The sequence below is a fragment of the Bradyrhizobium sp. genome (assembly GCF_050014615.1).
Classification (GTDB): domain Bacteria; phylum Pseudomonadota; class Alphaproteobacteria; order Rhizobiales; family Xanthobacteraceae; genus Bradyrhizobium.
Genome location: NZ_JBEKCZ010000113.1, coordinates 1 through 20,458 on the forward strand (window position 1 = coordinate 1; position 20,458 = coordinate 20,458).

Sequence of the window (20,458 nt, forward strand, 5' to 3'; positions counted from 1 at the left end):
GTTCGACTGCAGGTCGCCAGAGCCGATAGAGTGGGCGCCATGTCTGGCTGGCGGCCGGCAATGCCGGTCACGCAATGGCGAGTGAGGAAGCCATGATCGTTGCGGGCATCGGATGCGGACGCGGAACGTCCAGCGAGGACATTGTCAGTCTGATTTTCGCAGCGCTTTCGAATTTCGGCATCGCGCGCGAAAACCTCACGGCGATCGCGACCGAGACCTCGAAGGCCGACGAGCACGGCATCGCGGGCGCGGCGCGGTCGCTGTCGATTCCGGTCCTGCGCTGTCCGGTTGCGGAGCTGGGGCGGGTCGCCGACCAGGTTTTGACGCACTCGTTGCGCGTTCAGGCGATCAAGGGCGTGCCGTCGATCGCGGAGGCATCCGCTTTGGTCGCGGCCGGGCCCAACGCCCGGCTGCTCGGCGCGCGGGTCGCGGCTAATAAAGTAACCTGCGCCATCGCCGTCGGCGAGGGATTCGGAGAGGGATCGTGACGGTTCATTTCATAGGGGCGGGACCCGGCGCGCCGGATCTGATCACGCTGCGCGGACGCGATCTGATCGCCGCTTGTCCGGTGTGCCTCTATGCCGGCTCGCTGGTGCCCAAGGCGCTGCTCGACTATTGCCCATCCGGTGCACGCATCGTCGATACCGCGCCGATGTCGCTCGACGAGATCGTCGCCGAATTCAAGCGCGCGGCCGACCAGGGCCAGGATGTCGCGCGGCTTCATTCCGGCGATCTGTCGATCTGGAGCGCGCTCGGCGAACAGCTTCGGCGGCTCGAGGCGCAGGGCATTCCCTTCACGGTGACGCCGGGTGTTCCGGCCTTCGCGGCGGCCGCGGCCGCGCTGGCGAAGGAGCTGACGCTGCCCGAAGTCGCGCAATCGGTGGTGCTGACGCGCACTTCCGGCCGCGCCTCGTCGATGCCCGCGACCGAAAGCCTGTCGGCGTTCGCCGCGACCCGCGCGACGCTGGCGATTCATCTTTCCATTCATGCGCTCGACAAGACCGTCGCGGAACTCATTCCCGCCTATGGCGAGGCGTGTCCGGTCGCGGTGGTGTTCCGCGCCAGCTGGCCTGATGAAAAAATCATCCGCGCCACGCTCGGCACCATCGTTGGCGAAGTCGCAAAAACCGATATCGATCGCACCGCGCTTATTCTAGTCGGTGAGGTGCTGGCGGCGCGGGATTTTCGCGACAGCGCGCTGTACGACAGTGCCTATCAGCGCCGCTACCGGGGGAGAGGCTCGTGATGGAAACGAAGCCTCGCACCGACAAGCTTCCTGATTTTCCGGAGTTTCCGCCGGGCGAGGTCTGGCTGGCGGGGGCCGGCCCCGGCGATCCCGGACTGCTGACGCTGCATGCGCTTCACGCGCTGCGGTCAGCGGACGATATCGTTCATGACGCGCTGGTCGATCCGCGCATCCTTGAACTCGCGGGCCAGCAGGCCAAATTGATTTTTGCGGGCAAGCGCGGCGGCAAGCCGTCGGCCTTGCAGGGCGATATCAACGATCTCCTGATCGAGCGCGCCCGGATGCAGCGGCGCGTGCTGCGCCTCAAGGGCGGTGATCCCTTTGTGTTCGGGCGCGGCGGCGAGGAAGTGCTGGCGCTGACGCGCGCTGGTGTGCGCTTCCGGATCATCCCCGGCATCACCTCGGGGCTGGCGGCCGCCGCATTGGCCGGCATTCCCGCGACCATGCGCGATACCAATCATGCCGTGATCCTGATGGCGGGCAGCCGATCGGCCGACGGCACATCTATCGCCGAGTGGGAGAAGCTCGCCAGCGTCGGACAGCCGATCATCGTCTACATGCCGATGGCGAACCTGCCCGATATCATGCGCGCGTTCGAGCGCGGCGGGATGGCCCGTGATACTCCTGCTGTCGTCATCAGCGCCTCCACCACATCGGAAGAGCGCGTGATCGAGACCTCGCTCGGGTCGGCGGCCGCCGACGCCGCCAAACATGGCGTCAGCGCGCCCGCGATCGTGATCGTCGGCGCGATCGCCGCGATGCGCCGGCAGCTTCTGGCCAACATGGTGGGTTGGCCATGATCCATCCTCCAGGTGCCCCAGGACTCATCATTGCCGCGCCGCGCTCCGGCGCCGGCAAAACCACGGTCACGCTCGGGCTGTTGCGCGCGCTGCGCCGTCGCGGCCACCGCGTGCAGCCGTTCAAATGCGGGCCGGATTATATCGATCCGGCGTTCCATGAAGTGGCGGCCGGATGCCCGAGCTATAATCTCGACAGCTGGGCGATGGGTGCGGATCTGATCACGACGCTGGCCACGGCTGCGACGGAGGCGGATATTTCCATCGCCGAGGGCGTGATGGGATTGTTCGATGGTGCTGCGGCACGCGGACAATCCGGCTCCGGCACCACAGCCGATCTGGCGTCGCTGTTGGGATGGCCGGTGGTGCTGGTGCTCGATGTCACCGGCCAGACCGAGACGGCCGCCGCCATAGCGCTCGGCTGCGCCAGCTATCGCGACGACGTCGAGATTGCGGGCGTCATCCTCAATCGCGTCGCCAGCGCGCGGCATCTCGCACTGATTGCGTCGGCCTTCGAACGCATCAAGCTGCCGGTGTTCGGCGCGGTGCTGCGCGACGAAGGGATCGCCTTGCCCGAACGACATCTCGGTCTGGTGCAGGCGCGGGAGATCGCTGATATCGACCAGCATCTGGATCGGCTGGCGGATGTCATCGACGCCACGGTCGATGTCGATGCTGTCAGGCGAGCGGCGCGGCCCGCGAAGGTTTTGCCCGCGATCAATGACGCGCAGTCGAATGAGTCGATATTCCATCTGCCGCCGCCGGGACAGCGCATCGCGCTGGCGCAGGACCGGGCGTTTTCATTCATGTATCCGCATCTGCTGCGGCAATGGCGCCGCGCCGGTGCCGAGATCATTCCGTTCTCGCCCCTGGCCGATGAGGCACCCGATGACGCCGCGGACGCGGTCTGGTTGCCCGGTGGCTATCCCGAGCTTTACGCCGGAACCTTGGCGTCAGCGCATCGTTTTCGCAAAGGCCTCCGCACACTGGCCCAACGTTCCGTTCCCATCCACGGCGAGTGCGGGGGCTATATGGTGCTGGGACGCGGGCTCCAGGATGCCGACGGGCATAGACACGAGATGACCGGGCCAAGCGCAGACTACATCTGGGCTATCGGCGCGCCCGTCTCGCGCGCGATTGTTCGCTCGGCGCGCAGGGCAGGGAAGTATTCGGCCATGAATTCCATTACGCGAGCACGGTTTCGGTTCATGGAGATTCCCTGGTCGATTGCCGCGATGCTTCCGGTGCCAGCGTGCCCGAACAGGGGGCGCGGCAGGGCTCGACCACGGGCACGTTCTTCCATGTCATCGACGGGGCGGCGGCATGACGCAGACATCAGGTCCATCGCCGCGGCAGTTCGACGAGGAGTGCATCAGCTGCTTGAACTCGCCAGCCACGCGCCCTCGGTCGGACATTGCCAGCCCTGGCGGTTCGTGCTGGTCGAGTCTCCTGAACGCCGGGAAGAAGTAAAATCCAGTTTCGCGCGCGCCAATGCCAAGGCGCTGGAAAATTATTACGGCGAACAGCGCGCGCATTATGCGCGGCTGAAGCTCGAGGGTCTCGAAAACGCACCGGTCCATCTCGCGGTGTTCGCCGACGAGGCGGCGGAGGAGGGCAGCGGGCTCGGCCGCCGCACCATGCCCGAGACCCTGCGTTATTCCGTGGTGGCCGCGGTCCAGACCCTGTGGCTGGCGGCGCGCGCCGAGGGGCTGGGCCTTGGCTGGGTCTCGATTCTCGAGCCCGAAATGGTTCATCGGGTGCTCGACGTGCCGCCGGCCTGGACGCTGGTGGCCTATCTCTGCATCGGCTGGCCGGTGGAGGAACATCTCGATCCCGAACTCGATCGCCATCATTGGCAGCAGCGGCTCGATCTCGGCAAGCTGATTTTCAAGCGGTAGATGAACCCGTCTTCCCGGCTCGCGCGGAGTCTCTCATCGAGCGCGCGTTCGCGACCTGGTGGCTTGGCCGCAACGTCCGCGGCCAGGTCAGGGCAGACGCCTGGTCACTAACCGGATCGGTATTGAAGGCCGCCGGCAGGTATCGCGTTGCGGGTGAGCCGTCTCAGGAGCCACGTGCCGCTGACGACAGTCAGCAGTTGCGAGCCGACGATCAGCCAGAAACCGCTGGCCAGGTTCTCGCTCGAATGGATCGTCATGGCGGCGCCCATCAGCACCGGCATCAGGGCTGAAACGATATTGCCGATGCCATTGACCAAACCGTAGGTGCTGCCAACCGTGCCGGGCCTGGCCACATGTTGCACCATCGTCGGTATCGCGGGCGCCTGGATGCCCCAGAACGCGCCCGCGAGGACAAGCGCCGATGCCGAAACATAGGGCTCGGCGACCACAATGGCTGTTGTGACGGACAGCGCCGTTGCGATGCCGCCGAAAATGAACAATGCCGGCACCATGCGTGTCGGGATGCGGTCGATAATCGCGCCGCCGACAAACTGCATCAGCAGGCCGACCACGAAAGGCAGTCCCGCGAAGATGCTCATCTGGCTGAGCGAGAAATGATGCGCCTCGCGCAGATAGGCCGGCAGCCAGGTGCTGGTGCCCCACAGATAGGACAGGGTCGCGATCTCGATCAGAAGGATCGGCGCAAGATGGGGCGTCCCGAGCGCGGAGCGCACCAGCCCCGTCATGCCGCCATGTACAACGGATGCGCGCGCGGTCCCGGAGGGTCGAATGAAGAGCAGCACCAGCGGCAGGCCGATGGCAAGGTTAAGGGCGGCGAGCGCCCACAGCGAGTCACGCCACCCGAACTGCGCCATCAGAAAGGCGATGATCGGGTAGCCGGCGGCAAGGCCGAGGCTGACGCCGAACGAGCTTACGGCGTTGGGCTTTCCGACCTGATCAGGCGCGAAGTTCTCGCTCACATACATGGTCTTGAGCGAAAACAAGGGGCCTTCGGCGATGCCGAGCAGAGCCCGCCAGCCGAGCAGCAGCAGAACGCTTGTCGTCAGGGCCGATGCGCCGGTGAAGATCACCCAGAGCATGATGCTGACAAGCAAGCCGGCGCGAACGTCCCACCGCGACTCGAACAACGGCGTCAGAAACCACGCCGAAATTCCGTACCCGAACAGAAATACGGTGACCAGGCGTCCCTGCGCGACCCGATCGTTTTCGAGACCGAACACGTGCAGGAAGTCGGCGTTGGTAATCATCAGCGAGACGTTGATCCGATCCATATAGGCGATGCTCACGATGATCATGAGCACGAGCACGCCGACCCACCGTCTCCAAGACATCTTGTTCTCCTGCGGACATGGCGAGCTCATGCATGTCACGTGCCATGATCCGCGACCGAATTGGGAGCGGGCTGCTCGGCGACCTGGCGATGAATGATCGCCGTGTCGCGATGTTGTCGCGATCGGTCGCGCCTTACGTTTTGCCGGCGGCCCTGAGTTCAACCAGTTGCTGGCGGGCCTGTTGCGCCAGATAGCGCCGCAGGCGAATGACGCCGGCATCGTGTTGATAGAGCATCTCGAATTTTTCGAGACCGGGCAGGCATCCGGCCAGCATTTCCCGGTCCTGCTCAAGCACGGCCCAGTGACGCGGCTCGATGCGCGTCTTGTAGAGAAAGCGCCAGGTGTCGCGTTGCCAGCCGCTGACCTTGCGCACGCGCCAGAAGAAGTTGGCGGTGGTCTGTTCGTCGATCGGCGTCGCATAGGCAATGATGCCGAAGTTTCCGCCGGGCCCGGCCGAGGCGGGGTATGGGATTTCGAGCCAGACATAGAGCGTCGTATCGTCGACCAGTTCGCTCCAGTCGAAATTCACGTTGCGCTGACCTTCCTTCTCGAAGACGAATCCCTTCGGCGTGTCGCGGGTGACGAAGTGCGCCTGGGTATCGCCGGCGAACATCGTATGCGAGTTCGAGTGCAGGAATGTTCCGTGCATCGGATCCATCAGATTGTCGTAGGAGTAGCGCCAGAACATGCTCCAGTCCGCATAGCAGATGAAGCTGGAATATTCCGGATCGGAGAGCTGCACCGGCGGCTGGAAAGGCGCCGGTTCCTCGTGCAGCGCGTCGCCGAACCAGACGAACACCACGCCGGCGCATTCCAGCGACGGGTAGGTCTTGACGGCCTTCTTGCCCTCGAGCGGACAACCGGGCTGGCCGGGCACCGCGAGCACGGTGCCGTCCGGGCCGACCTCTACGCCGTGATAGTTGCAGCGGATCCGGTCGCCCTCGTTGACGCCGCGTGACAGCGGCACCGCGCGGTGCGGGCAGCGGTCCGTTTGTGCATGGATGACATCAGCGCTATCGCGCCATAGCATCAGCGGTTCGCCGAGCCGTTTCAGCCCGACCGGTTTGCCGCCGGTCTCGATGAAGCGCGAAGGCAGCACCGGCCACCATCGGTTGCGCAGGCCGGTGCGCAATCTCGCCTGGACGTCCTGATCGGTAGGGGCGGCCGCAACCGCAGCAGTTGCTGCCGGACGCTGAAGACTGGTCGTGGTCATGATCTCAACCTCCGAGGTCGCGCATCAGCGCGGTGAAATTCTCGCTGGTCCATTTGCCGCCGTCCTGCGGGCGCACGCGTGATGCGTTGAGCGCCGCGACCAGCGCGTCTAGTTCATGCGCGCCTTTGGCAAAAGCGCCCTCGATCGCATCGGCGAGGCTGAGTTCCCATTCGGTCGGCTCGCGTTGGCGCGACTGGTGCGGACTGAGATATGGGAATGTGTAGGTCGCCATGATCGTCTCCATTGTTCCAAACGTGCTATGGCCTGTCAAACATCGAGGACGAGCGAAGCACCTTTCGCCCGCGAAACACACGTCATCATGATCTCGTTGCTGGCCCGCTCCGACGCCGACAGGATGCTGTCGCGGTGATCGACTTCGCCTTCCAGCACGCGCACCTCGCATGTGCCGCAAATTCCCTGCTCGCAGGAGCGCGCAATTTCGATCCCGGCGTCGGTCAGGACCTGCAGGATGCTTTGTTCGGGCATCACCTCGAGGCTGTGGCCCGAGCGCGCGCAAACCACCCGGAAGCCGCCGGAAATCTCGCCCTCGGGGCGTGCGCGCGGCGCGAACCATTCGAACCGAACCGTTCCCTCCGGCCAATGCGCGCTGGCGGCCTCCACCGCCGTCATCAGGCTTTCGGGCCCGCAACAGTAGATAATGGTGCCGGGCCTCACCTCGGCGAGGCATTGCGTGACGTCGAGCCGCGCGCCCGCCTGTGAGGCGTGAACGGAAACGTCGCCGCCATGGGCCCTGGCCTCGTCGAGAAACGGCGCCTGCTCGATACTGCGCGCGCAGAACAGCAGGCTCCACGCCGCACCCGCGCCTGATGCCGCCCGCATCATCGGCAGCAGCGGGGTAATGCCTATGCCGCCGGCGATGAACAGGTAATTGCGGCTGGCGACGAATTCGAAATTGTTGCGCGGTTGCGACATTTGAATCAGGGCGCCCGGGCGCAGGTTTCGGTGAATGTGCCGCGACACACGGCCACCATCGATCTCGCGCACGCCGATGCGATAGCACTTGCGCTTGGCCGGATCGCCGCAGAGCGAATATTGCCGCAGCATGCCGTCGCCCAGATGCAGGTCGACATGGGCGCCGGGCTCGAACGGCGGCAGATCGCCGCCGTCAACAGCGGCGAATTCGAGCGCCAGCACGCCGTCGGTCTCCCAGCTGATGCGGCGAAGGCGGACGTCGAGCAGGTCGCTCGGCGTATTTTGGGATTGGGTTTCGGTCATCGTGCCCGACGTTCGCTGATCCATCACCGGCTCCGCAAGTCTTCAGGTAATTCGAAAGTCTGCAAAGCTCTCTCCCTAGACGACCAGCGCGCCGCTGCGGTTGAGGATTTCCCGCGCCACGCTGAAGCCGGCCATCAGCGAGGTCTTCGGATTGAGCGGCGAGGGGCGTCCTTCGAGCTGCAGGTCGAAATCGCCGCAGCCGGCACGCACCGAAATTTCGTGGACGTTACGAGCGGCCTTGGGATCGGCGATCAGGCGAACCCTGGTCGCGTCGAAGCCGAGGCCGGCGATCGCCACCGCCGCCGCCACATTGGCGTTCTGCGGATAATCCGTTGCCGCCTGCCGGGCCGTGCCCTCGAAAAATATCGCGGGCGCGGACAGCGCGCCGAGATCGAGCAGGCGCTCCGCCGGCGTGCCGCGCCATGCGGCGGGCGGTTTCCGCCCGGTGTAAGTTACCGTCTGCAGGCCCGAGAGACGTGCCGCGCCGAGCGCATCGAGACCGCCGACGGCGCCGGCAGGCAGAACCAGCCGGACGCCATGGCGCTGCGCTGCGGATAACAATGCCGCGCGCAGGGCATCGTCAGCCAGCGCCCCGATCGAAATCACGACGAAATCGCAGCCGCCGCCGAGAATCATTTCGCCGTATTGACGAACCGCAGCATGTCCGGCGCATTCGACCATGGCATCGGGCTTGTCGGCGAGCAGCCGCGCGATGTCGGTATGCACGGACCTCGTTCGCGCGAGCTTGGGACCGATGCGCTCGAGCAGTGCCGATGCGCGTGGCTCTGAACCCGATCTGACGAGGACGCCGAAATAATCGAGCGGAGCCGTCAGGCCCTCGGTGACGGCGCTCAACACCGTCTCCGCCATGCCGCCGGCGCCGATCATTCCGAGCCGTCGAAGGGTCACTTCACGCCTCCCGCCGCCCCGGCCGGCGGGCCGGCGAAACTTTCGGCAAACGGTCCGATCGCGGTCATGTCGATCTCGATCATGCGCGGCCCGCGCGACGCCAGGGCTTCCGCGAAGGCGGAATCAAAGTCTTCGATCCGGGTGACGAGCGTATGCGGCAATCCCACCGACTTGCAGACAAGTGAAAAGTCGGGTGTCAGAATGTTGGAATAGACATGGCGGCCTTCATATTGCGCATCCTGGATGTTGCGGATAACGCCGTAGCCGCGATCGTTCATCAGCAGGAACACCGCCTCGGCTTCGATCTCGACCGCGGTCGCGAGTTCCCCGATCATCAATTGCGACCCGCCGTCGCCGACCAGGGTTACCGTCTTGGCGTCGCTGCAGGCCAAGGCGGCGCCGATGCCCATCGCGATGCCCTGGCCGATCCCGCCACCGAGCGCGTGGACGCCGAGATGCGGTGCGGCGATCTTCACATAGCGATTGCCGAACGTGCTGTTGGAGATCGTGACATCGCGCACCCAGGGATGGCGTCCGGCGTGCACGCGGGCACTGAGAATATCGGCCAGCACGGCGTAGGGGCCGAGCAGCTTGCGCAGGTTGGCTTCCGATTGGGCCCGTGCTTGCGCCAAGCCTTCATAGAAACCAGCGTCGGTCGCAAGTTTCCCGGGCAGTCGTGCCAGCAGTCCTTCGAGCGCCAGCCGCGCATCGCCTGCGACAAAAAGATCGACCGGATAATTGCGTCCGGCCTGCGTCGGTTCGGCGTCGATCTGGATCAGCGGGCGCGGCAGCTTCATCAGATTGTTGCGGGTTTCGTTGCCACGCAGGCGCGAGCCGACGATGAGCATCAGATCGGCGCCGTCGTAGATCTCCTGCGCCTGCGGCGTCATGTTGAAGGCGCCGAGGCTGCGGGGATGGTCTTCGGGCACGGCAGCCCGGCCGTTGGTGCTGGTGACCGCGCCGAAGCCGCGCTCGACCAGTTCAGTCGCGGCGGCGCCTGCGGCCCGCGCGCCGCCGCCGAGCCACAGCATCGGACGTCGTGCCGCAAGCACCTGTTCGGCGAGCAGATCAAGCAGCGCCGGATCCGGTGGCACCGGCGCCACATGACAGCGTGCCGCAGCCTGGCGCGGGGCGACCGGTTCGCGCTGCACGTCGACCGGAATTTCAAGCGTGACCGGGCCGCTCGGCGCGGCGAGTGCGGTATTGGCCGCGCCCACCAATGCGTCAAGCGCCTGCCTCGGCTCCCAGACGCGGATATAGGCCTTGCTGATGGCTTTGAGCATATCGCCCTGACGCGGGACATCGTGAATCGCGGCGCGATCGCGATCCATGAAGACGCGGTCGACCTGGGTCGTGATATGCAGCACGGGCGAACCTGCCGTCAGCGCCTCGACCTGCGAACCCGCGGCATTGCCCGCCGCGGTACCCGTTGACGTTATGACGACGCCGAGCGAGCGCGAAACCCGGGCATAGGCGTCGGCCATGTTCATGGCGCCGGCTTCGCCACGCGCCGGCACGAAGCGGATGCGGCCCTGGCGGGCGATGGCGTCGAGGATCGGCATATTGTGGATCGAGATCACGCCGAAAACCGTGGTGACGCCAAGGTCCGCCAGTCCGCGCGCGATGATGTCTCCGACCGGCTCGATCGCGGCGCGGGTGTCGGTGGGCGATGCATGTTTCATCTGGGTATTCACCTTCAAATATGCCGCGACACGCCGCCCGAAATTTCGAGGCTCGCGCCGGTGATGTAGCTTGCAGCCGGCGAGCCGAGAAACAGGATCGCGCGCGCGGCTTCCTCCGGTTGGCCGAGACGGCCGAGCGGAATGTGTTTCGATCGCGCCAGATTAGCGAACCAGGCACCGCGCGTCTCGGCCTTGTCGGCGCGCGCCTCGAAGCGGCGCTGCCATTGGCCGGATTCGACGAGCCCGAGAAGAATCGAATTGACGCGGATATGAGGGGCGAATTCGACGCTCAGCGATTTCAGCAGGCTCTGCACCGACGCGCGCGCCGCGGCCGTCGCCACCATATGCGGCTCCGGCTGCAGCGCGAGCAGCGAATTCACGCCAACGATCGCCGCCGCGTCGCTGCGTTCGAGCAGGGACTTGAAGGCCTGGATCGGCAGCGTCTGGCTGAAGATTTTCAGTTCCAGTTCCTGCCGCCAGTCCTTGTCGCTGGTGGTGGCAAAGGTCGATACCCGGCCCTGGCCGGCATTGTTGACGAGAAGGTCGACCTTGCCGCCGCTCCAGGCGGCAACCGCATGCGCAAAGCGTTCGACATCGGCGCGGTCGAGCACGTCGCAGCGCTGCGCCAGAACGTCGGCACCCGGCAATGCCGTCAGCTCGCGTTTCGCCGCCTCGAGCCGGTTCGGATCACGTCCGCAGATCGCGACGCGCGCGCCCTCGTTCAGCAGCAGCCGTGCCGCCGCAAGGCCGATGCCTGAACTTCCGCCGGTCACCACCGCGATGCGATTTTCAAGACCGAGATCCACCTGTCCGTCCTTTCACGCCGCCGCGCCGCTCTTGCGTCCGCGCGGCGTCTTCGCCGGCTTTTTCTCGACGTTTGCTTCAAGCGATTGTGCTAGCGGATCGGTCCAGCCGAGCCGCTGCGAGATTTCGCGCGCGGCCTCTTTGGTCGCCGCGGCGATTTCGGCGCGGCGTGCTGTGCCGCCGAATTGCACGGTCTGTCCGCTGACGTTCAATGCCGCCACCGGCGCGCCGGACGCATCGAAGATCGCCGCGGCGACCGAGGATATGCCCGGCTCGTAATGGCCATCGCTCCACGCCAGTCCCACAGCCAGATCCTTGTCGAGCCGGGCACGCAAGGCCGCGAAGGTCGTCGGCGTGTGCGCGGTCGCGCTTTCAAGTACGACGCTCTTGTAGAGAGCCGCGACCCGCTCGGGCGGAAAATGCGCCAGAATGATACGGCCCATATTGCCGGCATGCGCGGGCTGGCGGCTGCCGACATGGATATTGCTGGCGAAAGCGTGGTTTGGCGTGCGCCGTACGACAAAGACGATCTCGCGCCTGTGCAATACGCCAAGATGCGTCGACAGACCCAGCGTTTCGCTCAGGCGCGCCAGCACGGGCGTTGCCGTCTGTACCAGGTCGCCGGAGAAAAACGCGCGCGCCGCGAGCGCGACCAATCCAAGCCCGATGCGCCAGCCGGAATCATCATCGTCGCGCTCGATGAAGCCTTCGGCTTCAAGCGTATGCAGCAGCCGCAGCAGGGTGGTGCGGTTGATCCCGATCGCGCTGGCCGTGCGCGACATGTTGGCGACGCCGTCGCCATCGGCGATGCGGCGCAACAGCCGCGCGGCGCGTTGCACCGGCGGCGAAATATAGCAGGCATCCGCAGCCGATTCAGTCATGTCGCGCCTCCTTCACCAATTCCTCCAGCAAACGCGCGACGGCAATCGGGGCCTCCTGCGGCAGCGCATGCCCGGTCGCGGCGAATTCCTGGTATCCGCGGGGGTGGATCAGCGTTGCATGGAGCGCGCGGGCGCCGGCGGGCGGCGTCACGGCGTCCTCGGCGCCGATCGCGACAGAGGTCGGCGCCGAGATCCGCGTCGCATCCGCCAACAGATCGCCATGGCCGAGCGCGCGAACGGCCTGGGCATAACCAGCTGGATTCAGCGCAGCCATCGCGGACCGGACCCGCGCCAGAACTTCCGGCTTGGTCTCGGGACTATGAACCAGCCGCGCGGCGCGGCTTGCCGCGAAGGCCTGCGGCCCCAATTGTTCGAGATCGTCGATCCGGCTCTGGACATTTGGCGGCAGCGCCCCGCCGGTGGCGACGCGATAACCCAGCGCCGGCGACAGCAGGGCCAGGGCGGCGACACGGGCCGGACGCGTCGCCGCAAAGCTTCCGGCAAATAACGAGCCCAGCGAATGGCCGACAAGGATCACGCGGCCGAGTTCCAAGGCATCGAGCACATCGGCGAGCGCGTCGGCATAGTCGGACGGATGCGGCGATGCCATCGCAAGCGGTTTTGAGGCGCCGTACCCGGGCGCATCCCAGGCATAGACATCGAGCGACGGATCGAGCGCCTGCATCAGGGGCGCAAAGCTCGATGCATTGCTGCCGACGCCATGCAGCAGGACGACGGGCGTGCCGCCGTGCAAACCCGCGCGGCGCAGGACATCGACGCCGGCGGCGCGCACCAGAACGGACGTGGTGGTGGGTGATGCGCTCATGTGAAGACAAATCCGGCATCGACCGCCAGCGTCTGGCCCGTCAGAGCGAGGGCGCCCGGGGTCAACAAGAACAGAATCGTTGCCGCGATGTCTTCCGGGATCTGTGCCCCCGGAACCGCGCGGCCTCGTTCGTAGAGCTCATGGCGCTCCTTCGGCACATATTCGGTGGCCTCGTTGCGCATGATGCCGGGCGCCACCGCGGTAATGCCGACGCCCCGTGGTCCGAGTTCGCGCGACAGCGACCGCGTCATCGCCATCACCGCGCCTTTGCTCGCGACATAGGCGAGCAGGCGCGGCGCGCCCCACAGCGCCGTATCCGACGCGATATTGACGATGCGCCCGGTGCCCGACTTGACCAGCAGCGGCGCCAGCGCCCGCGTGACCAGCCAGGTGCCGCGGACATTGACCTGCATCACCCGGTCCCAGACATCGATCTCGATCTCGTCGAACAACGGCCCGCCAATGCCGGTCGCAATCGCGGCATTGTTGACGAGGCCGTCCGCGCAGCCCTCATGCGCTTCGATATCGGCGGCGAGCCGCGCGATGCTGTCGGGGCTCGCGAGATCGACGGCGACGAAGCGCACCGACGCGCCGCTCTGTGCGATCGCGGCCGTCGTTTCGTGTCCGGCGGCCTCCAGCACGTCGGCCAGAACGAGCCGCGCTCCGGCAGCCGCGCAGGCTTCGGCGATCACGCGCCCGACGCCGCGCGCCGCGCCGGTCACGACGATGGTGCGGCCCTTGAGTGAAGGCAGGCCGGCGTCGGCCGTGGTGGGGTGAGGAATCGCGGGGCTCATCATCAATGCACCACGCGCGGGACATAATGCAGCACGCGTTTTTCGATGGCCGCGACGGCCCAGTACATCGCGATGCCGATCAGCGTCAGCAGCGCGATGGCATCGAACACCATCGCCGTATTGGCCTGACCCTCGCCAAACGTGATCAGATAACCCAGGCCGGTTTCTCCGCCGACGAGTTCGCCGACGGTTATTCCGATCACCGCCAGCGTGGCGCCGATGCGCAGGCCCGCCATCAGGTTCGGCATCGAGGCGGGAAAAAAGATTTTCCAGAAAATCCGTGCCCTGCCCATCGAATAGGCGCGCGCCAGATTGACGAGGTCGCGGTCGACGGTGCGCATCGATTGCAGCACATTGACCAGAATCGGGAAGAACACGACCAGCACGGTGACGATCAGCTTCGGCCAGGCGTTATAGCCGAACCACATGATGAACAACGGCGCGAAGGCCACCTTCGGCGCGATCTGAAGTGCGAGAATATAGGGAGAAAGCACCTTCTCCCACAGCGGCGACAGGCCGAGCGCGTAGCCGCAGATCGCGCCGAACAGGCTGCCGAGCACAAAGCCGATGACCGACAGGGTCGCGGTCGAGATAAAATGCGTGAGCAGACTTTCGGTTTTCCACATCCGGACCATCTCGCTGACGAGATCGCTGAGACGCGGAATAATGTATTTCGGTACCCCCAGTGCCGGCGGCAGATATTGCCACGCGACCAGCACCAGAACCGCGAAGGTCAGGCTCGCGGCCGGTAGCGCGAAAGACGCCGCGCGGTCACGCCATCCGAGCGCCGCGGGCACAGCTTCAGCCGACAAAGTCATTGCTGTAGAGCTCCTCGATCTTGGCCTGCGCTCAGCACGGCGACCGCATCGATCTCGACCTTCAGTTCGGGCGCCACCAACGCCGTGATGCCGACCAGAGTCGAGCACGGGAAGGGATCGCCGAAGAATTCGCGTCGCGCCGTACTGACCTCGGCCCTGCGTTCCATATCGGTCAGATAGACGGTTAGCTTGACGATATCCGCGGCGCTGCCGCCGGCGGCCTCGACCAGCGCGATAACCTTGCGCAGGCTGTGGCGCGCCTGATCGAGTACGGTACCGTCACCTGCCGTGCCACCGCCCGGCAAGCCGGCGTGCTGGCCTGAGATGTAGACCGTATCGCCCACCACCAGGCAATTCGAGAACAGGCCCGCCGGCGGCTCCGGCACCTCGGGTGTCGTGACGCGCCGTGCCAGGGTGCCGCTCATACCTTGCCAGCCTCTCTCAGCACCGTCAGCTGCTCGCGCGTCTCCTTCGCCAGATGTCTGCGCAACCGAATCAAACCAGCATCGTGCTGATAGAGATTCTCGAACTGTTCGAGCCCCTGGCGGCATCCTTGCAGCATCTCCCGGTCCTGTTCCAGTACATGCCAATGCCGCAGCTCCAGGCGCGAGCGGTAAAGGAAACGCCAGACGTCGCGTTGCCAGCCGCTGACCTTGCGCACACGCCAAAAGAAACAGCCGGTCCAGTTCTCGTCTATCGGAGTGCCGAAAGAGATGATGGCGAAGTTGCCGCCGGGCCCGGCTGAGGGCGGATACGGAATCTCCAGCCGCACGTAGATTGCATTGTCGTCGACGAGTTCGCTCCAGTCGAAGTTGACGTCGCGCTGGCCTTCCTTCTCAAAAAAGAAGCCTGTCGGTGTGTCGCGCGTGATGAAATGTGCAGCGGTATCGCCCTGATACATCGTGTGAGAGTTCGCGTGCAGGAAGGTCCCGTGCATCGGGTCCATATTGTTGTCGTAGAGATAGCGCCAGAACATCTCCCATTCCGTGTAGCAGAGGATTGCCTCGTATTCGCCGCCAGCGAGCTGGGGTGGCGGCACGAATTCCGGAGCATCCTCGTGCGTGGCGTCGCCGAACCAGACGAACACCGCGCCTGCGATCTCGCGTGACGGATAGGTCTTGACGGCTTTGCGACCTTCCAGCCGGCAGTCGGGTTGGCCGGGGACACTGAGCACCGTGCCGTCGGGGCCGACTTCGACGCCATGGTAGTTGCAGCGCAAGCGGTCGCCTTCGTTCAAGCCGCGCGACAGCGGCACGGCGCGATGCGGGCAGCGGTCGGCTTGCACATGCACGGCGCCCCGGTTGTCGCGCCATAGAACAAGCTTTTCTCCCAGGCGAGTCACCCCAATGGGTTTGCCGCGAGTCTGGACGAACCGCGACGGGAGCACCGGCCACCAGCGATTACGCAGGCCGGTCCTCAGGGAATCGCGGATCTCACCGTCGGTGACGGGTGGCTTCGGCGTCAGATGAGGCTGTGCCGGAGACCGCATGGTGGTCGCGTTCATTGCATGGCTCCCAACTCACGGATGACGGCCTGAAAATTGTCAGGCGTCCATGTGCCGCCCATCGGCGGCCGTATCCGCGAACGGTTAAGCGCAGCGACGAGGCTCTCAAGCTCGTGATGACCCTGACTGAATGCGGCCTCGATCGCGTCGGCAAGGTCCGATTCCCACTCCGTGATCGGCGCGGACAGGGTTTGCTGCGGCTGCAGATATGGAAAGCTGTAGGCACGATTCATGGCAACTTCTCCGCTTGCGTGGCCATCCATTCCTGCGTCAAACGCGTGCGCACGGGCACAAAGTCATAGGTTGGATAAAACTCGGTCGAGAATACGCCCCAGGCGCTGCGCTCGATCTCGATATTCACACGGTTCAAGAGGTCGGGGGGCAGGCTGAGCGTGACGATCTGGCCCAGTCCCATCGCGACCGTCCAGCTCACAATCTCGCAGCCTTCCGGTGGGAACCGCTTCCACCAGGCGCGCTCAGCGAGCGTACCCTGAATCTGATCGATATTCTTGGACTGATCGTGCTTGAGCACAATCGTCAGCATAATCCTCGGTCCATCGTGCATTTGAATCTTCCTCACAAATCCAGCCTGCAAGAATTTTCACTGGCTATCATGGCGACGCCGCGCGGCCGCGACCCGGCGCCGCGGGCACAGCCTCAGCCGACGAAATCATTGCTGTAGAGTTCCTCGATCGGTACCGCGGTCTGGATGATTTCGTTGTCGATGTAGAACTTCTGAACCTTGCGCAGCCGTTCCGGATCGAAGCGGCCGAGGTCAGACGCTGGATTGGTGCGGTAGGTTTCGGTCGCGTAGCGCTTCACGATGCGCTCGATCTCGGCTTCCTTGCCCGCGTGTTGCGGAACCGCGACGACATAGTCACGCGCGGCCGCGGCGGGGTCGTCGATGCAGTCGCGCACCGCATGAAGCACGGCATGCACGACCCCGCGCACGGCCTGCGGCTTCTTCTTGATGGTTTCGTCCGAGGCAAAGATCGCCTGCGCCATCGCCGGGAAGACTTCATCGATGGAGAAATAGTCGAGCGGTACGCCGGCGCTTTCGATGGCATCGGACCAGTCGGGCGTGGCCATGATGGCGTCGAGCGCACCGGAAATCACGAGCTGGGTCATGCCGGCCGGACCGACCGCCTGGATTTCAAGATCTGGCTTCTTGAGGCCGCTGGCGGCGAGCACGCCGAGCAGCGCGTAATAGCCGGTGTCCTGATAGGCGATGACGCCGACCTTCTTGCCGCGTAGATCGGCGAGCGTCTTGATATTGGCGGCCTTGCGCGCCGCGACCTGAAAGATGGGACGGCCACCGAGCAGCGCCACACCGCGCACCTGCAGGCCGTTGGGACGAACGATCATCGTGGTCTCGCCAACGCCGCCGCCGAGATCGGCATTGCCGACCGCGACCTGCTTGGCGGTATCGGCGCCGCCGCGTCCGGTCTGGAACGTCACGGCCAATCCTTCGGCGGCGAAATAACCGCGCTTCTGCGCCAGTTGATGCGGCACGAAGGCGGGCAGCACGGCTGGCGCCGGGAAAAGATATGTCACCGGTTCGGCGGCAAACGCCCGGCCGATGAGGGCAGGCGCCGCCAGCAGGCCGCCTGCAAAGGCACGTCGCGTGATGAGCATGTCGTTGTCTCCTGTTGCGGCGGCGGAACGTCTAACCATCGGCAAGACTGTCGAGGTGCAGGGCGTTGAAAAGATGCGCCATCAGATCGCGGGCACGTTGCATCGACTGGCGCGCGATCGGATCGCCGCGATGCGGCAGTCCGACGTCGATCTCCTCGACGATGCGGCCCGGCCGTTCGCTCATCACCAGAATCCGGTCGGACATCGCGACGGCCTCGGACAGATCGTGCGTGATAAGAAGAGAGGTGAGGCCGGAATCGGCAATCGTTCCGGCGAAGTTTTTTTGCAGCACGAGTTTGGTCTGGGCGTCGAGCGCGGAGAACGGCTCGTCGAGCAAGAGGATGCTGGGGTCGATCGCCAATGTGCGGGCCAGCGCGGCGCGCTGCCGCTGGCCGCCGGAGAGCTGGTACGGATAGCGGTCCGCCAGTTCGGAAAGGCGGCAGCGCCGCAGTTCGCGCATCGCGCGTTCGCGCCGCTCCGCGGCACTCATGCTCCGTGCCTCGAGGCCGAACTCGACATTGTGAACGATGCTGCGCCAGGGCAGCAGCAAATCCTTCTGCAGCATGAAGCCGACATGCGGACTTGGTCCGAGCACCGACTCGCCACTGAGCGATACGATGCCGTCGCTGGGGCGATCGAGGCCGGCGACAAGGTTGAGAATGGTGCTCTTGCCGCAGCCCGATGGTCCGACAATTGCAACGAACTCGCCGTCACGGACCGAAAAGCTCAGCCGCTCGACTGCCGTGAACAGGTTGCCCGGCGCCCCCGGTGCGGGGAAACGGCGGGTGACGGCGTTCAGTTCGAGCACGCTGGCGGATGTCGGCATGGACATTCGACGAGAACCCCTTGAACAGCCCCGCACTGCGTTGTCAGGGGCATCGGCCGGGCGTCTGGCTCAGATGTTCATATTTGAACTAGACGTTCACAATTGATCAATTAATGAAAGTTTGCTACCCGCTTGTCAAGAGGCTCACAGGCGGACGGCGGTGCTGCCCTGGGCGCAATCCCCGACGAAGGAGAAAACATGCGGATAGGCATTGTCGGGGGAGGAATTGGCGGATTGGCGGCGGCGATCGCGTTGCATCGCGCCGGGTGCGACGTGACGGTGTTCGAACAGAGCAGGCAGTTCCTGCGCGTCGGTGCCGACATCAACCTGACGCCGAACGCGGTGCGCGCGCTCGACGGCCTCGGCGTCGGCGCGGCGGTGCGCGAACATGCGGCGCGGCCGACGCATCGCATCAGCCGCACCTGGAACAGCGGTGAGGAGACCTCGCGGCTGGAGATGGGGGACGAGGCCGAGCGCCGCTACGGCGCGCCGCAACTGACCATCCACCGCGCCGATCTGCTGGCGGCGCTGGCCGGCGTGTTCCCGGGCGACCGGGTGCAGTTCGGCAAGCGCGCGCAAACCATCGTACAAAGTGGCGATCACGTCGATCTCGGATTTGTCGATGGCAGCTTAGCGCGCGTCGACGTGCTTGTCGGCGCCGATGGCATCCACTCGGCGGTACGCACGGCGATGTTCGGTGCCGAGAGCCCGCGCTTCACCGGCGTGGTCGCGTTCCGCGCCGTGGTGCCGGCCGAACGCCTGGCCGGGGTGCCCAATCTGCAGGCTTTCACCAAATGGTGGGGACCCAACCCGGAGAGCCAGATCGTTACGTTTCCGCTCAATCGGGGCCGCGACATCTTCATCTTCGCGACAACCGCGCAGGAGAGCTGGCATCTGGAATCGTGGACCACGCAGGGAAGCGTCGAGGAACTGCGCGGTTTCTATGCTGGGTTCCATCCCGATGCGCGGGCGCTGCTTGATGCCTGCGACGAGGTGCTCAAGACCGCGCTCTATGAACGCGATCCGCTGCCGTACTGGTCAAGTGCGCGTCTCACGCTGCTCGGCGATGCCTGCCATCCGATGATGCCGTTTATGGCCCAGGGCGCCGGCATGGCGATCGAAGACGGCGTGGTGCTGGCGCGTCATCTCAGTGGCGCGACCGACGCTGCGGCAATTCCCGCGGCGCTCGCGCGTTACGACGCGGCACGGCTGGAGCGCACCAGCAGGATCCAGATCGGATCGCGCGGTAATAACTGGCTGCGTGACGGCGGCAATGCCGATTGGGTCTACGGCTACGACGCCTGGGGCGTGCCGCTGCAGGCTGCCTGAATGTCAGGCTCCTCAGCGACGGCATATTGAAAATAGTCGACCATCCGGTCGTCATAGACGGTCACGGTTGCTCCGCCGCCGGCGCGGCCGAAGAAGATTTCCTGCGAAAACGGATCGAAGCCGGAGAAAGCGATATCGCCGCTGAATTCAGTGCCGATCGTCATGTCGCTGTCGGGCAGCGCGATGCCCTCCGGCTCGCAGCGGATGCGGCGGCCCGATTGCAGGTCGATGAATCCGTCCCTGGTCGGCTCGATGCGAAAGCTTTCGCCGGTTCCGAGCGAATGGATCACCGTCGGGCAGCGGCCGGTCTTGCGCCGGTGCGCATCGACCGCGACGATACGCCTTATATCGGGCTGCATGCGAAAGTCCTCTTCGCCGTCAGGCGTGGCCCCGGCCGCTCTTGTCCAGGGCAGTTGCCTGCCGGCGTGTCGTGCCGTCGATCCCGCCGACGATGGCCCATTCGGCGAACAGCTCGGGTTTGCGCTCGAAGGTCGCGGGCTTCCACTCCTCGGTGCAGAAATCGTCATCGGCATAATACTCGAGCGGCGCCGCCAGCGGATTTTCGAAGTACCAGAAATAGGCTGATGAGATCGGATGGCGGCCGGGACCGATCTCGGTCTTCCAGCCCTTCTTGCTCATCGCGATGCCGCCGCCGATCACCTCATGGATATCGGACACCGTGAAGGCGACGTGATTGACGCCGGGTTT

At 65.2% G+C, this 20,458-nt stretch carries 25 protein-coding genes and 1 pseudogene; 7 read left to right on the forward strand and 19 right to left on the reverse strand.

Annotation, left to right across the window (positions count from 1 at the left end):
* The 6 genes and pseudogenes from ABR948_RS29620 to bluB all read left to right on the forward strand — a co-directional run.
* A partial coding sequence (locus ABR948_RS29620) for a hypothetical protein (RefSeq protein WP_490337844.1) occupies nt 1–96 on the forward strand: 96 nt, incomplete at its 5' end.
* On the forward strand, nt 93–488 hold the full coding sequence (locus ABR948_RS18405) for a cobalamin biosynthesis protein (RefSeq protein WP_428120460.1): 396 nt from the start codon (nt 93–95) through the stop codon (nt 486–488). The genes ABR948_RS29620 and ABR948_RS18405, both read left to right, overlap by 4 nt.
* Nucleotides 485–1,246, forward strand: a complete 762-nt coding sequence (gene cobM / locus ABR948_RS18410; RefSeq protein ID WP_428120462.1) for a precorrin-4 C(11)-methyltransferase — start codon at nt 485–487, stop codon at nt 1,244–1,246. The genes ABR948_RS18405 and cobM overlap by 4 nt, the downstream gene beginning before the upstream one ends.
* On the forward strand, nt 1,246–2,046 hold the full coding sequence (cobA, locus tag ABR948_RS18415; protein WP_428120464.1) for a uroporphyrinogen-III C-methyltransferase: 801 nt from the start codon (nt 1,246–1,248) through the stop codon (nt 2,044–2,046). The genes cobM and cobA overlap by 1 nt, the downstream gene beginning before the upstream one ends.
* Nucleotides 2,043–3,370, forward strand: a pseudogene (locus ABR948_RS18420) (cobyrinic acid a,c-diamide synthase CobB). Before cobA ends, ABR948_RS18420 begins: the two are co-directional and overlap by 4 nt.
* Nucleotides 3,345–3,941: a 5,6-dimethylbenzimidazole synthase gene (gene bluB, locus ABR948_RS18425; RefSeq protein WP_428120466.1), complete on the forward strand. Its 597-nt coding sequence runs from the start codon at nt 3,345–3,347 to the stop codon at nt 3,939–3,941. Before ABR948_RS18420 ends, bluB begins: the two are co-directional and overlap by 26 nt.
* Before the next feature lie 107 nt (nt 3,942–4,048).
* Here bluB and ABR948_RS18430 read toward each other — a convergent pair whose 3' ends face one another.
* The 17 genes from ABR948_RS18430 to ABR948_RS18510 all read right to left on the reverse strand — a co-directional run bounded on the left by ABR948_RS18430 (nt 4,049) and on the right by ABR948_RS18510 (nt 18,427).
* On the reverse strand, nt 4,049–5,293 hold the full coding sequence (locus ABR948_RS18430) for an MFS transporter (protein ID WP_428120468.1): 1,245 nt from the start codon (nt 5,291–5,293) through the stop codon (nt 4,049–4,051).
* A 133-nt stretch (nt 5,294–5,426) separates the two neighbouring features.
* Entirely contained in the window at nt 5,427–6,506 is a 1,080-nt protein-coding gene (locus tag ABR948_RS18435) for a Rieske 2Fe-2S domain-containing protein (protein ID WP_428120470.1), read from the reverse strand.
* A gap of 4 nt (nt 6,507–6,510) precedes the next feature.
* Nucleotides 6,511–6,738, reverse strand: a complete 228-nt coding sequence (locus ABR948_RS18440; RefSeq protein WP_428120472.1) for a recombinase-like helix-turn-helix domain-containing protein — start codon at nt 6,736–6,738, stop codon at nt 6,511–6,513.
* A gap of 35 nt (nt 6,739–6,773) precedes the next feature.
* Nucleotides 6,774–7,766 (reverse strand): PDR/VanB family oxidoreductase, encoded by a 993-nt coding sequence (locus ABR948_RS18445; RefSeq protein ID WP_428120474.1) that lies wholly within the window; start codon nt 7,764–7,766, stop codon nt 6,774–6,776.
* Nucleotides 7,767–7,817: 51 nt separating this feature from the next.
* Nucleotides 7,818–8,651, reverse strand: a complete 834-nt coding sequence (locus ABR948_RS18450; protein ID WP_428120475.1) for an aspartate dehydrogenase — start codon at nt 8,649–8,651, stop codon at nt 7,818–7,820.
* Nucleotides 8,648–10,333, reverse strand: a complete 1,686-nt coding sequence (locus ABR948_RS18455) for a thiamine pyrophosphate-binding protein (protein WP_428120477.1) — start codon at nt 10,331–10,333, stop codon at nt 8,648–8,650. The genes ABR948_RS18450 and ABR948_RS18455 overlap by 4 nt, the downstream gene beginning before the upstream one ends.
* A 14-nt stretch (nt 10,334–10,347) precedes the next feature.
* Complete coding sequence (locus ABR948_RS18460) at nt 10,348–11,139, reverse strand: SDR family oxidoreductase (RefSeq protein WP_428120479.1); 792 nt, start codon at nt 11,137–11,139, stop codon at nt 10,348–10,350.
* A gap of 12 nt (nt 11,140–11,151) precedes the next feature.
* On the reverse strand, nt 11,152–12,018 hold the full coding sequence (locus ABR948_RS18465) for an IclR family transcriptional regulator (RefSeq protein ID WP_428120481.1): 867 nt from the start codon (nt 12,016–12,018) through the stop codon (nt 11,152–11,154).
* Nucleotides 12,011–12,844 carry an alpha/beta fold hydrolase gene (locus ABR948_RS18470; protein ID WP_428120483.1) on the reverse strand — a complete coding sequence of 278 codons (834 nt, stop codon included), beginning with the start codon at nt 12,842–12,844 and terminating at the stop codon, nt 12,011–12,013. The genes ABR948_RS18465 and ABR948_RS18470 overlap by 8 nt, the downstream gene beginning before the upstream one ends.
* Nucleotides 12,841–13,638: an SDR family oxidoreductase gene (locus tag ABR948_RS18475; protein ID WP_428120485.1), complete on the reverse strand. Its 798-nt coding sequence runs from the start codon at nt 13,636–13,638 to the stop codon at nt 12,841–12,843. The genes ABR948_RS18470 and ABR948_RS18475 overlap by 4 nt, the downstream gene beginning before the upstream one ends.
* Nucleotides 13,639–13,640: 2 nt before the next feature.
* Complete coding sequence (locus ABR948_RS18480) at nt 13,641–14,456, reverse strand: ABC transporter permease (RefSeq protein WP_428120487.1); 816 nt, start codon at nt 14,454–14,456, stop codon at nt 13,641–13,643.
* Nucleotides 14,453–14,881, reverse strand: a complete 429-nt coding sequence (locus ABR948_RS18485) for a RidA family protein (RefSeq protein WP_428120489.1) — start codon at nt 14,879–14,881, stop codon at nt 14,453–14,455. Before ABR948_RS18485 ends, ABR948_RS18480 begins: the two co-directional genes overlap by 4 nt.
* Complete coding sequence (locus ABR948_RS18490) at nt 14,878–15,960, reverse strand: aromatic ring-hydroxylating dioxygenase subunit alpha (protein ID WP_428120491.1); 1,083 nt, start codon at nt 15,958–15,960, stop codon at nt 14,878–14,880. Before ABR948_RS18490 ends, ABR948_RS18485 begins: the two co-directional genes overlap by 4 nt.
* On the reverse strand, nt 15,957–16,193 hold the full coding sequence (locus tag ABR948_RS18495) for a recombinase-like helix-turn-helix domain-containing protein (RefSeq protein WP_428120493.1): 237 nt from the start codon (nt 16,191–16,193) through the stop codon (nt 15,957–15,959). The genes ABR948_RS18490 and ABR948_RS18495 overlap by 4 nt, the downstream gene beginning before the upstream one ends.
* Nucleotides 16,190–16,504: a hypothetical protein gene (locus ABR948_RS18500; protein WP_428120495.1), complete on the reverse strand. Its 315-nt coding sequence runs from the start codon at nt 16,502–16,504 to the stop codon at nt 16,190–16,192. The genes ABR948_RS18495 and ABR948_RS18500 overlap by 4 nt, the downstream gene beginning before the upstream one ends.
* Before the next feature lie 113 nt (nt 16,505–16,617).
* A complete protein-coding gene (locus ABR948_RS18505; RefSeq protein WP_428120497.1) occupies nt 16,618–17,595 on the reverse strand; it encodes an ABC transporter substrate-binding protein in 978 nt (325 codons plus the stop codon).
* 31 nt (nt 17,596–17,626) lie between these two features.
* Nucleotides 17,627–18,427: an ABC transporter ATP-binding protein gene (locus ABR948_RS18510; protein WP_428120499.1), complete on the reverse strand. Its 801-nt coding sequence runs from the start codon at nt 18,425–18,427 to the stop codon at nt 17,627–17,629.
* A gap of 192 nt (nt 18,428–18,619) precedes the next feature.
* Between ABR948_RS18510 and ABR948_RS18515 the strand changes: the two genes are divergently transcribed.
* On the forward strand, nt 18,620–19,750 hold the full coding sequence (locus ABR948_RS18515; RefSeq protein ID WP_428120501.1) for an FAD-dependent monooxygenase: 1,131 nt from the start codon (nt 18,620–18,622) through the stop codon (nt 19,748–19,750).
* On the opposite strand, the gene ABR948_RS18520 is transcribed toward ABR948_RS18515, so the two are convergent.
* Both ABR948_RS18520 and ABR948_RS18525 read right to left on the reverse strand, forming a co-directional pair.
* Nucleotides 19,714–20,109: a hypothetical protein gene (locus ABR948_RS18520; protein WP_428120503.1), complete on the reverse strand. Its 396-nt coding sequence runs from the start codon at nt 20,107–20,109 to the stop codon at nt 19,714–19,716. The genes ABR948_RS18515 and ABR948_RS18520 overlap by 37 nt on opposite strands.
* A 19-nt stretch (nt 20,110–20,128) precedes the next feature.
* Nucleotides 20,129–20,458 (reverse strand): VOC family protein (locus ABR948_RS18525; RefSeq protein ID WP_490337843.1); only part of this gene is annotated, 330 nt, incomplete at its 5' end.

Excerpts from the sequence above, each read along its gene's own strand:
- ABR948_RS18405 (WP_428120460.1), top strand. The coding sequence starts at position 93 with ATGATCGTTGCGGGCATCGGATGCGGACGCGGAACGTCCAGCGAGGAC.
- cobA (WP_428120464.1), top strand. The coding sequence starts at position 1,246 with ATGGAAACGAAGCCTCGCACCGACAAGCTTCCTGATTTTCCGGAGTTT.
- bluB (WP_428120466.1), top strand. The coding sequence starts at position 3,345 with ATGTCATCGACGGGGCGGCGGCATGACGCAGACATCAGGTCCATCGCC.
- ABR948_RS18430 (WP_428120468.1), bottom strand. The coding sequence starts at position 5,293 with ATGTCTTGGAGACGGTGGGTCGGCGTGCTCGTGCTCATGATCATCGTG.
- ABR948_RS18435 (WP_428120470.1), bottom strand. The coding sequence starts at position 6,506 with ATGACCACGACCAGTCTTCAGCGTCCGGCAGCAACTGCTGCGGTTGCG.
- ABR948_RS18440 (WP_428120472.1), bottom strand. The coding sequence starts at position 6,738 with ATGGCGACCTACACATTCCCATATCTCAGTCCGCACCAGTCGCGCCAA.
- ABR948_RS18445 (WP_428120474.1), bottom strand. The coding sequence starts at position 7,766 with ATGGATCAGCGAACGTCGGGCACGATGACCGAAACCCAATCCCAAAAT.
- ABR948_RS18455 (WP_428120477.1), bottom strand. The coding sequence starts at position 10,333 with ATGAAACATGCATCGCCCACCGACACCCGCGCCGCGATCGAGCCGGTC.
- ABR948_RS18465 (WP_428120481.1), bottom strand. The coding sequence starts at position 12,018 with ATGACTGAATCGGCTGCGGATGCCTGCTATATTTCGCCGCCGGTGCAA.
- ABR948_RS18470 (WP_428120483.1), bottom strand. The coding sequence starts at position 12,844 with ATGAGCGCATCACCCACCACCACGTCCGTTCTGGTGCGCGCCGCCGGC.
- ABR948_RS18475 (WP_428120485.1), bottom strand. The coding sequence starts at position 13,638 with ATGAGCCCCGCGATTCCTCACCCCACCACGGCCGACGCCGGCCTGCCT.
- ABR948_RS18480 (WP_428120487.1), bottom strand. The coding sequence starts at position 14,456 with ATGACTTTGTCGGCTGAAGCTGTGCCCGCGGCGCTCGGATGGCGTGAC.
- ABR948_RS18485 (WP_428120489.1), bottom strand. The coding sequence starts at position 14,881 with ATGAGCGGCACCCTGGCACGGCGCGTCACGACACCCGAGGTGCCGGAG.
- ABR948_RS18490 (WP_428120491.1), bottom strand. The coding sequence starts at position 15,960 with ATGAACGCGACCACCATGCGGTCTCCGGCACAGCCTCATCTGACGCCG.
- ABR948_RS18495 (WP_428120493.1), bottom strand. The coding sequence starts at position 16,193 with ATGAATCGTGCCTACAGCTTTCCATATCTGCAGCCGCAGCAAACCCTG.
- ABR948_RS18500 (WP_428120495.1), bottom strand. The coding sequence starts at position 16,504 with ATGCTGACGATTGTGCTCAAGCACGATCAGTCCAAGAATATCGATCAG.
- ABR948_RS18505 (WP_428120497.1), bottom strand. The coding sequence starts at position 17,595 with ATGCTCATCACGCGACGTGCCTTTGCAGGCGGCCTGCTGGCGGCGCCT.
- ABR948_RS18510 (WP_428120499.1), bottom strand. The coding sequence starts at position 18,427 with ATGTCCATGCCGACATCCGCCAGCGTGCTCGAACTGAACGCCGTCACC.
- ABR948_RS18515 (WP_428120501.1), top strand. The coding sequence starts at position 18,620 with ATGCGGATAGGCATTGTCGGGGGAGGAATTGGCGGATTGGCGGCGGCG.
- ABR948_RS18520 (WP_428120503.1), bottom strand. The coding sequence starts at position 20,109 with ATGCAGCCCGATATAAGGCGTATCGTCGCGGTCGATGCGCACCGGCGC.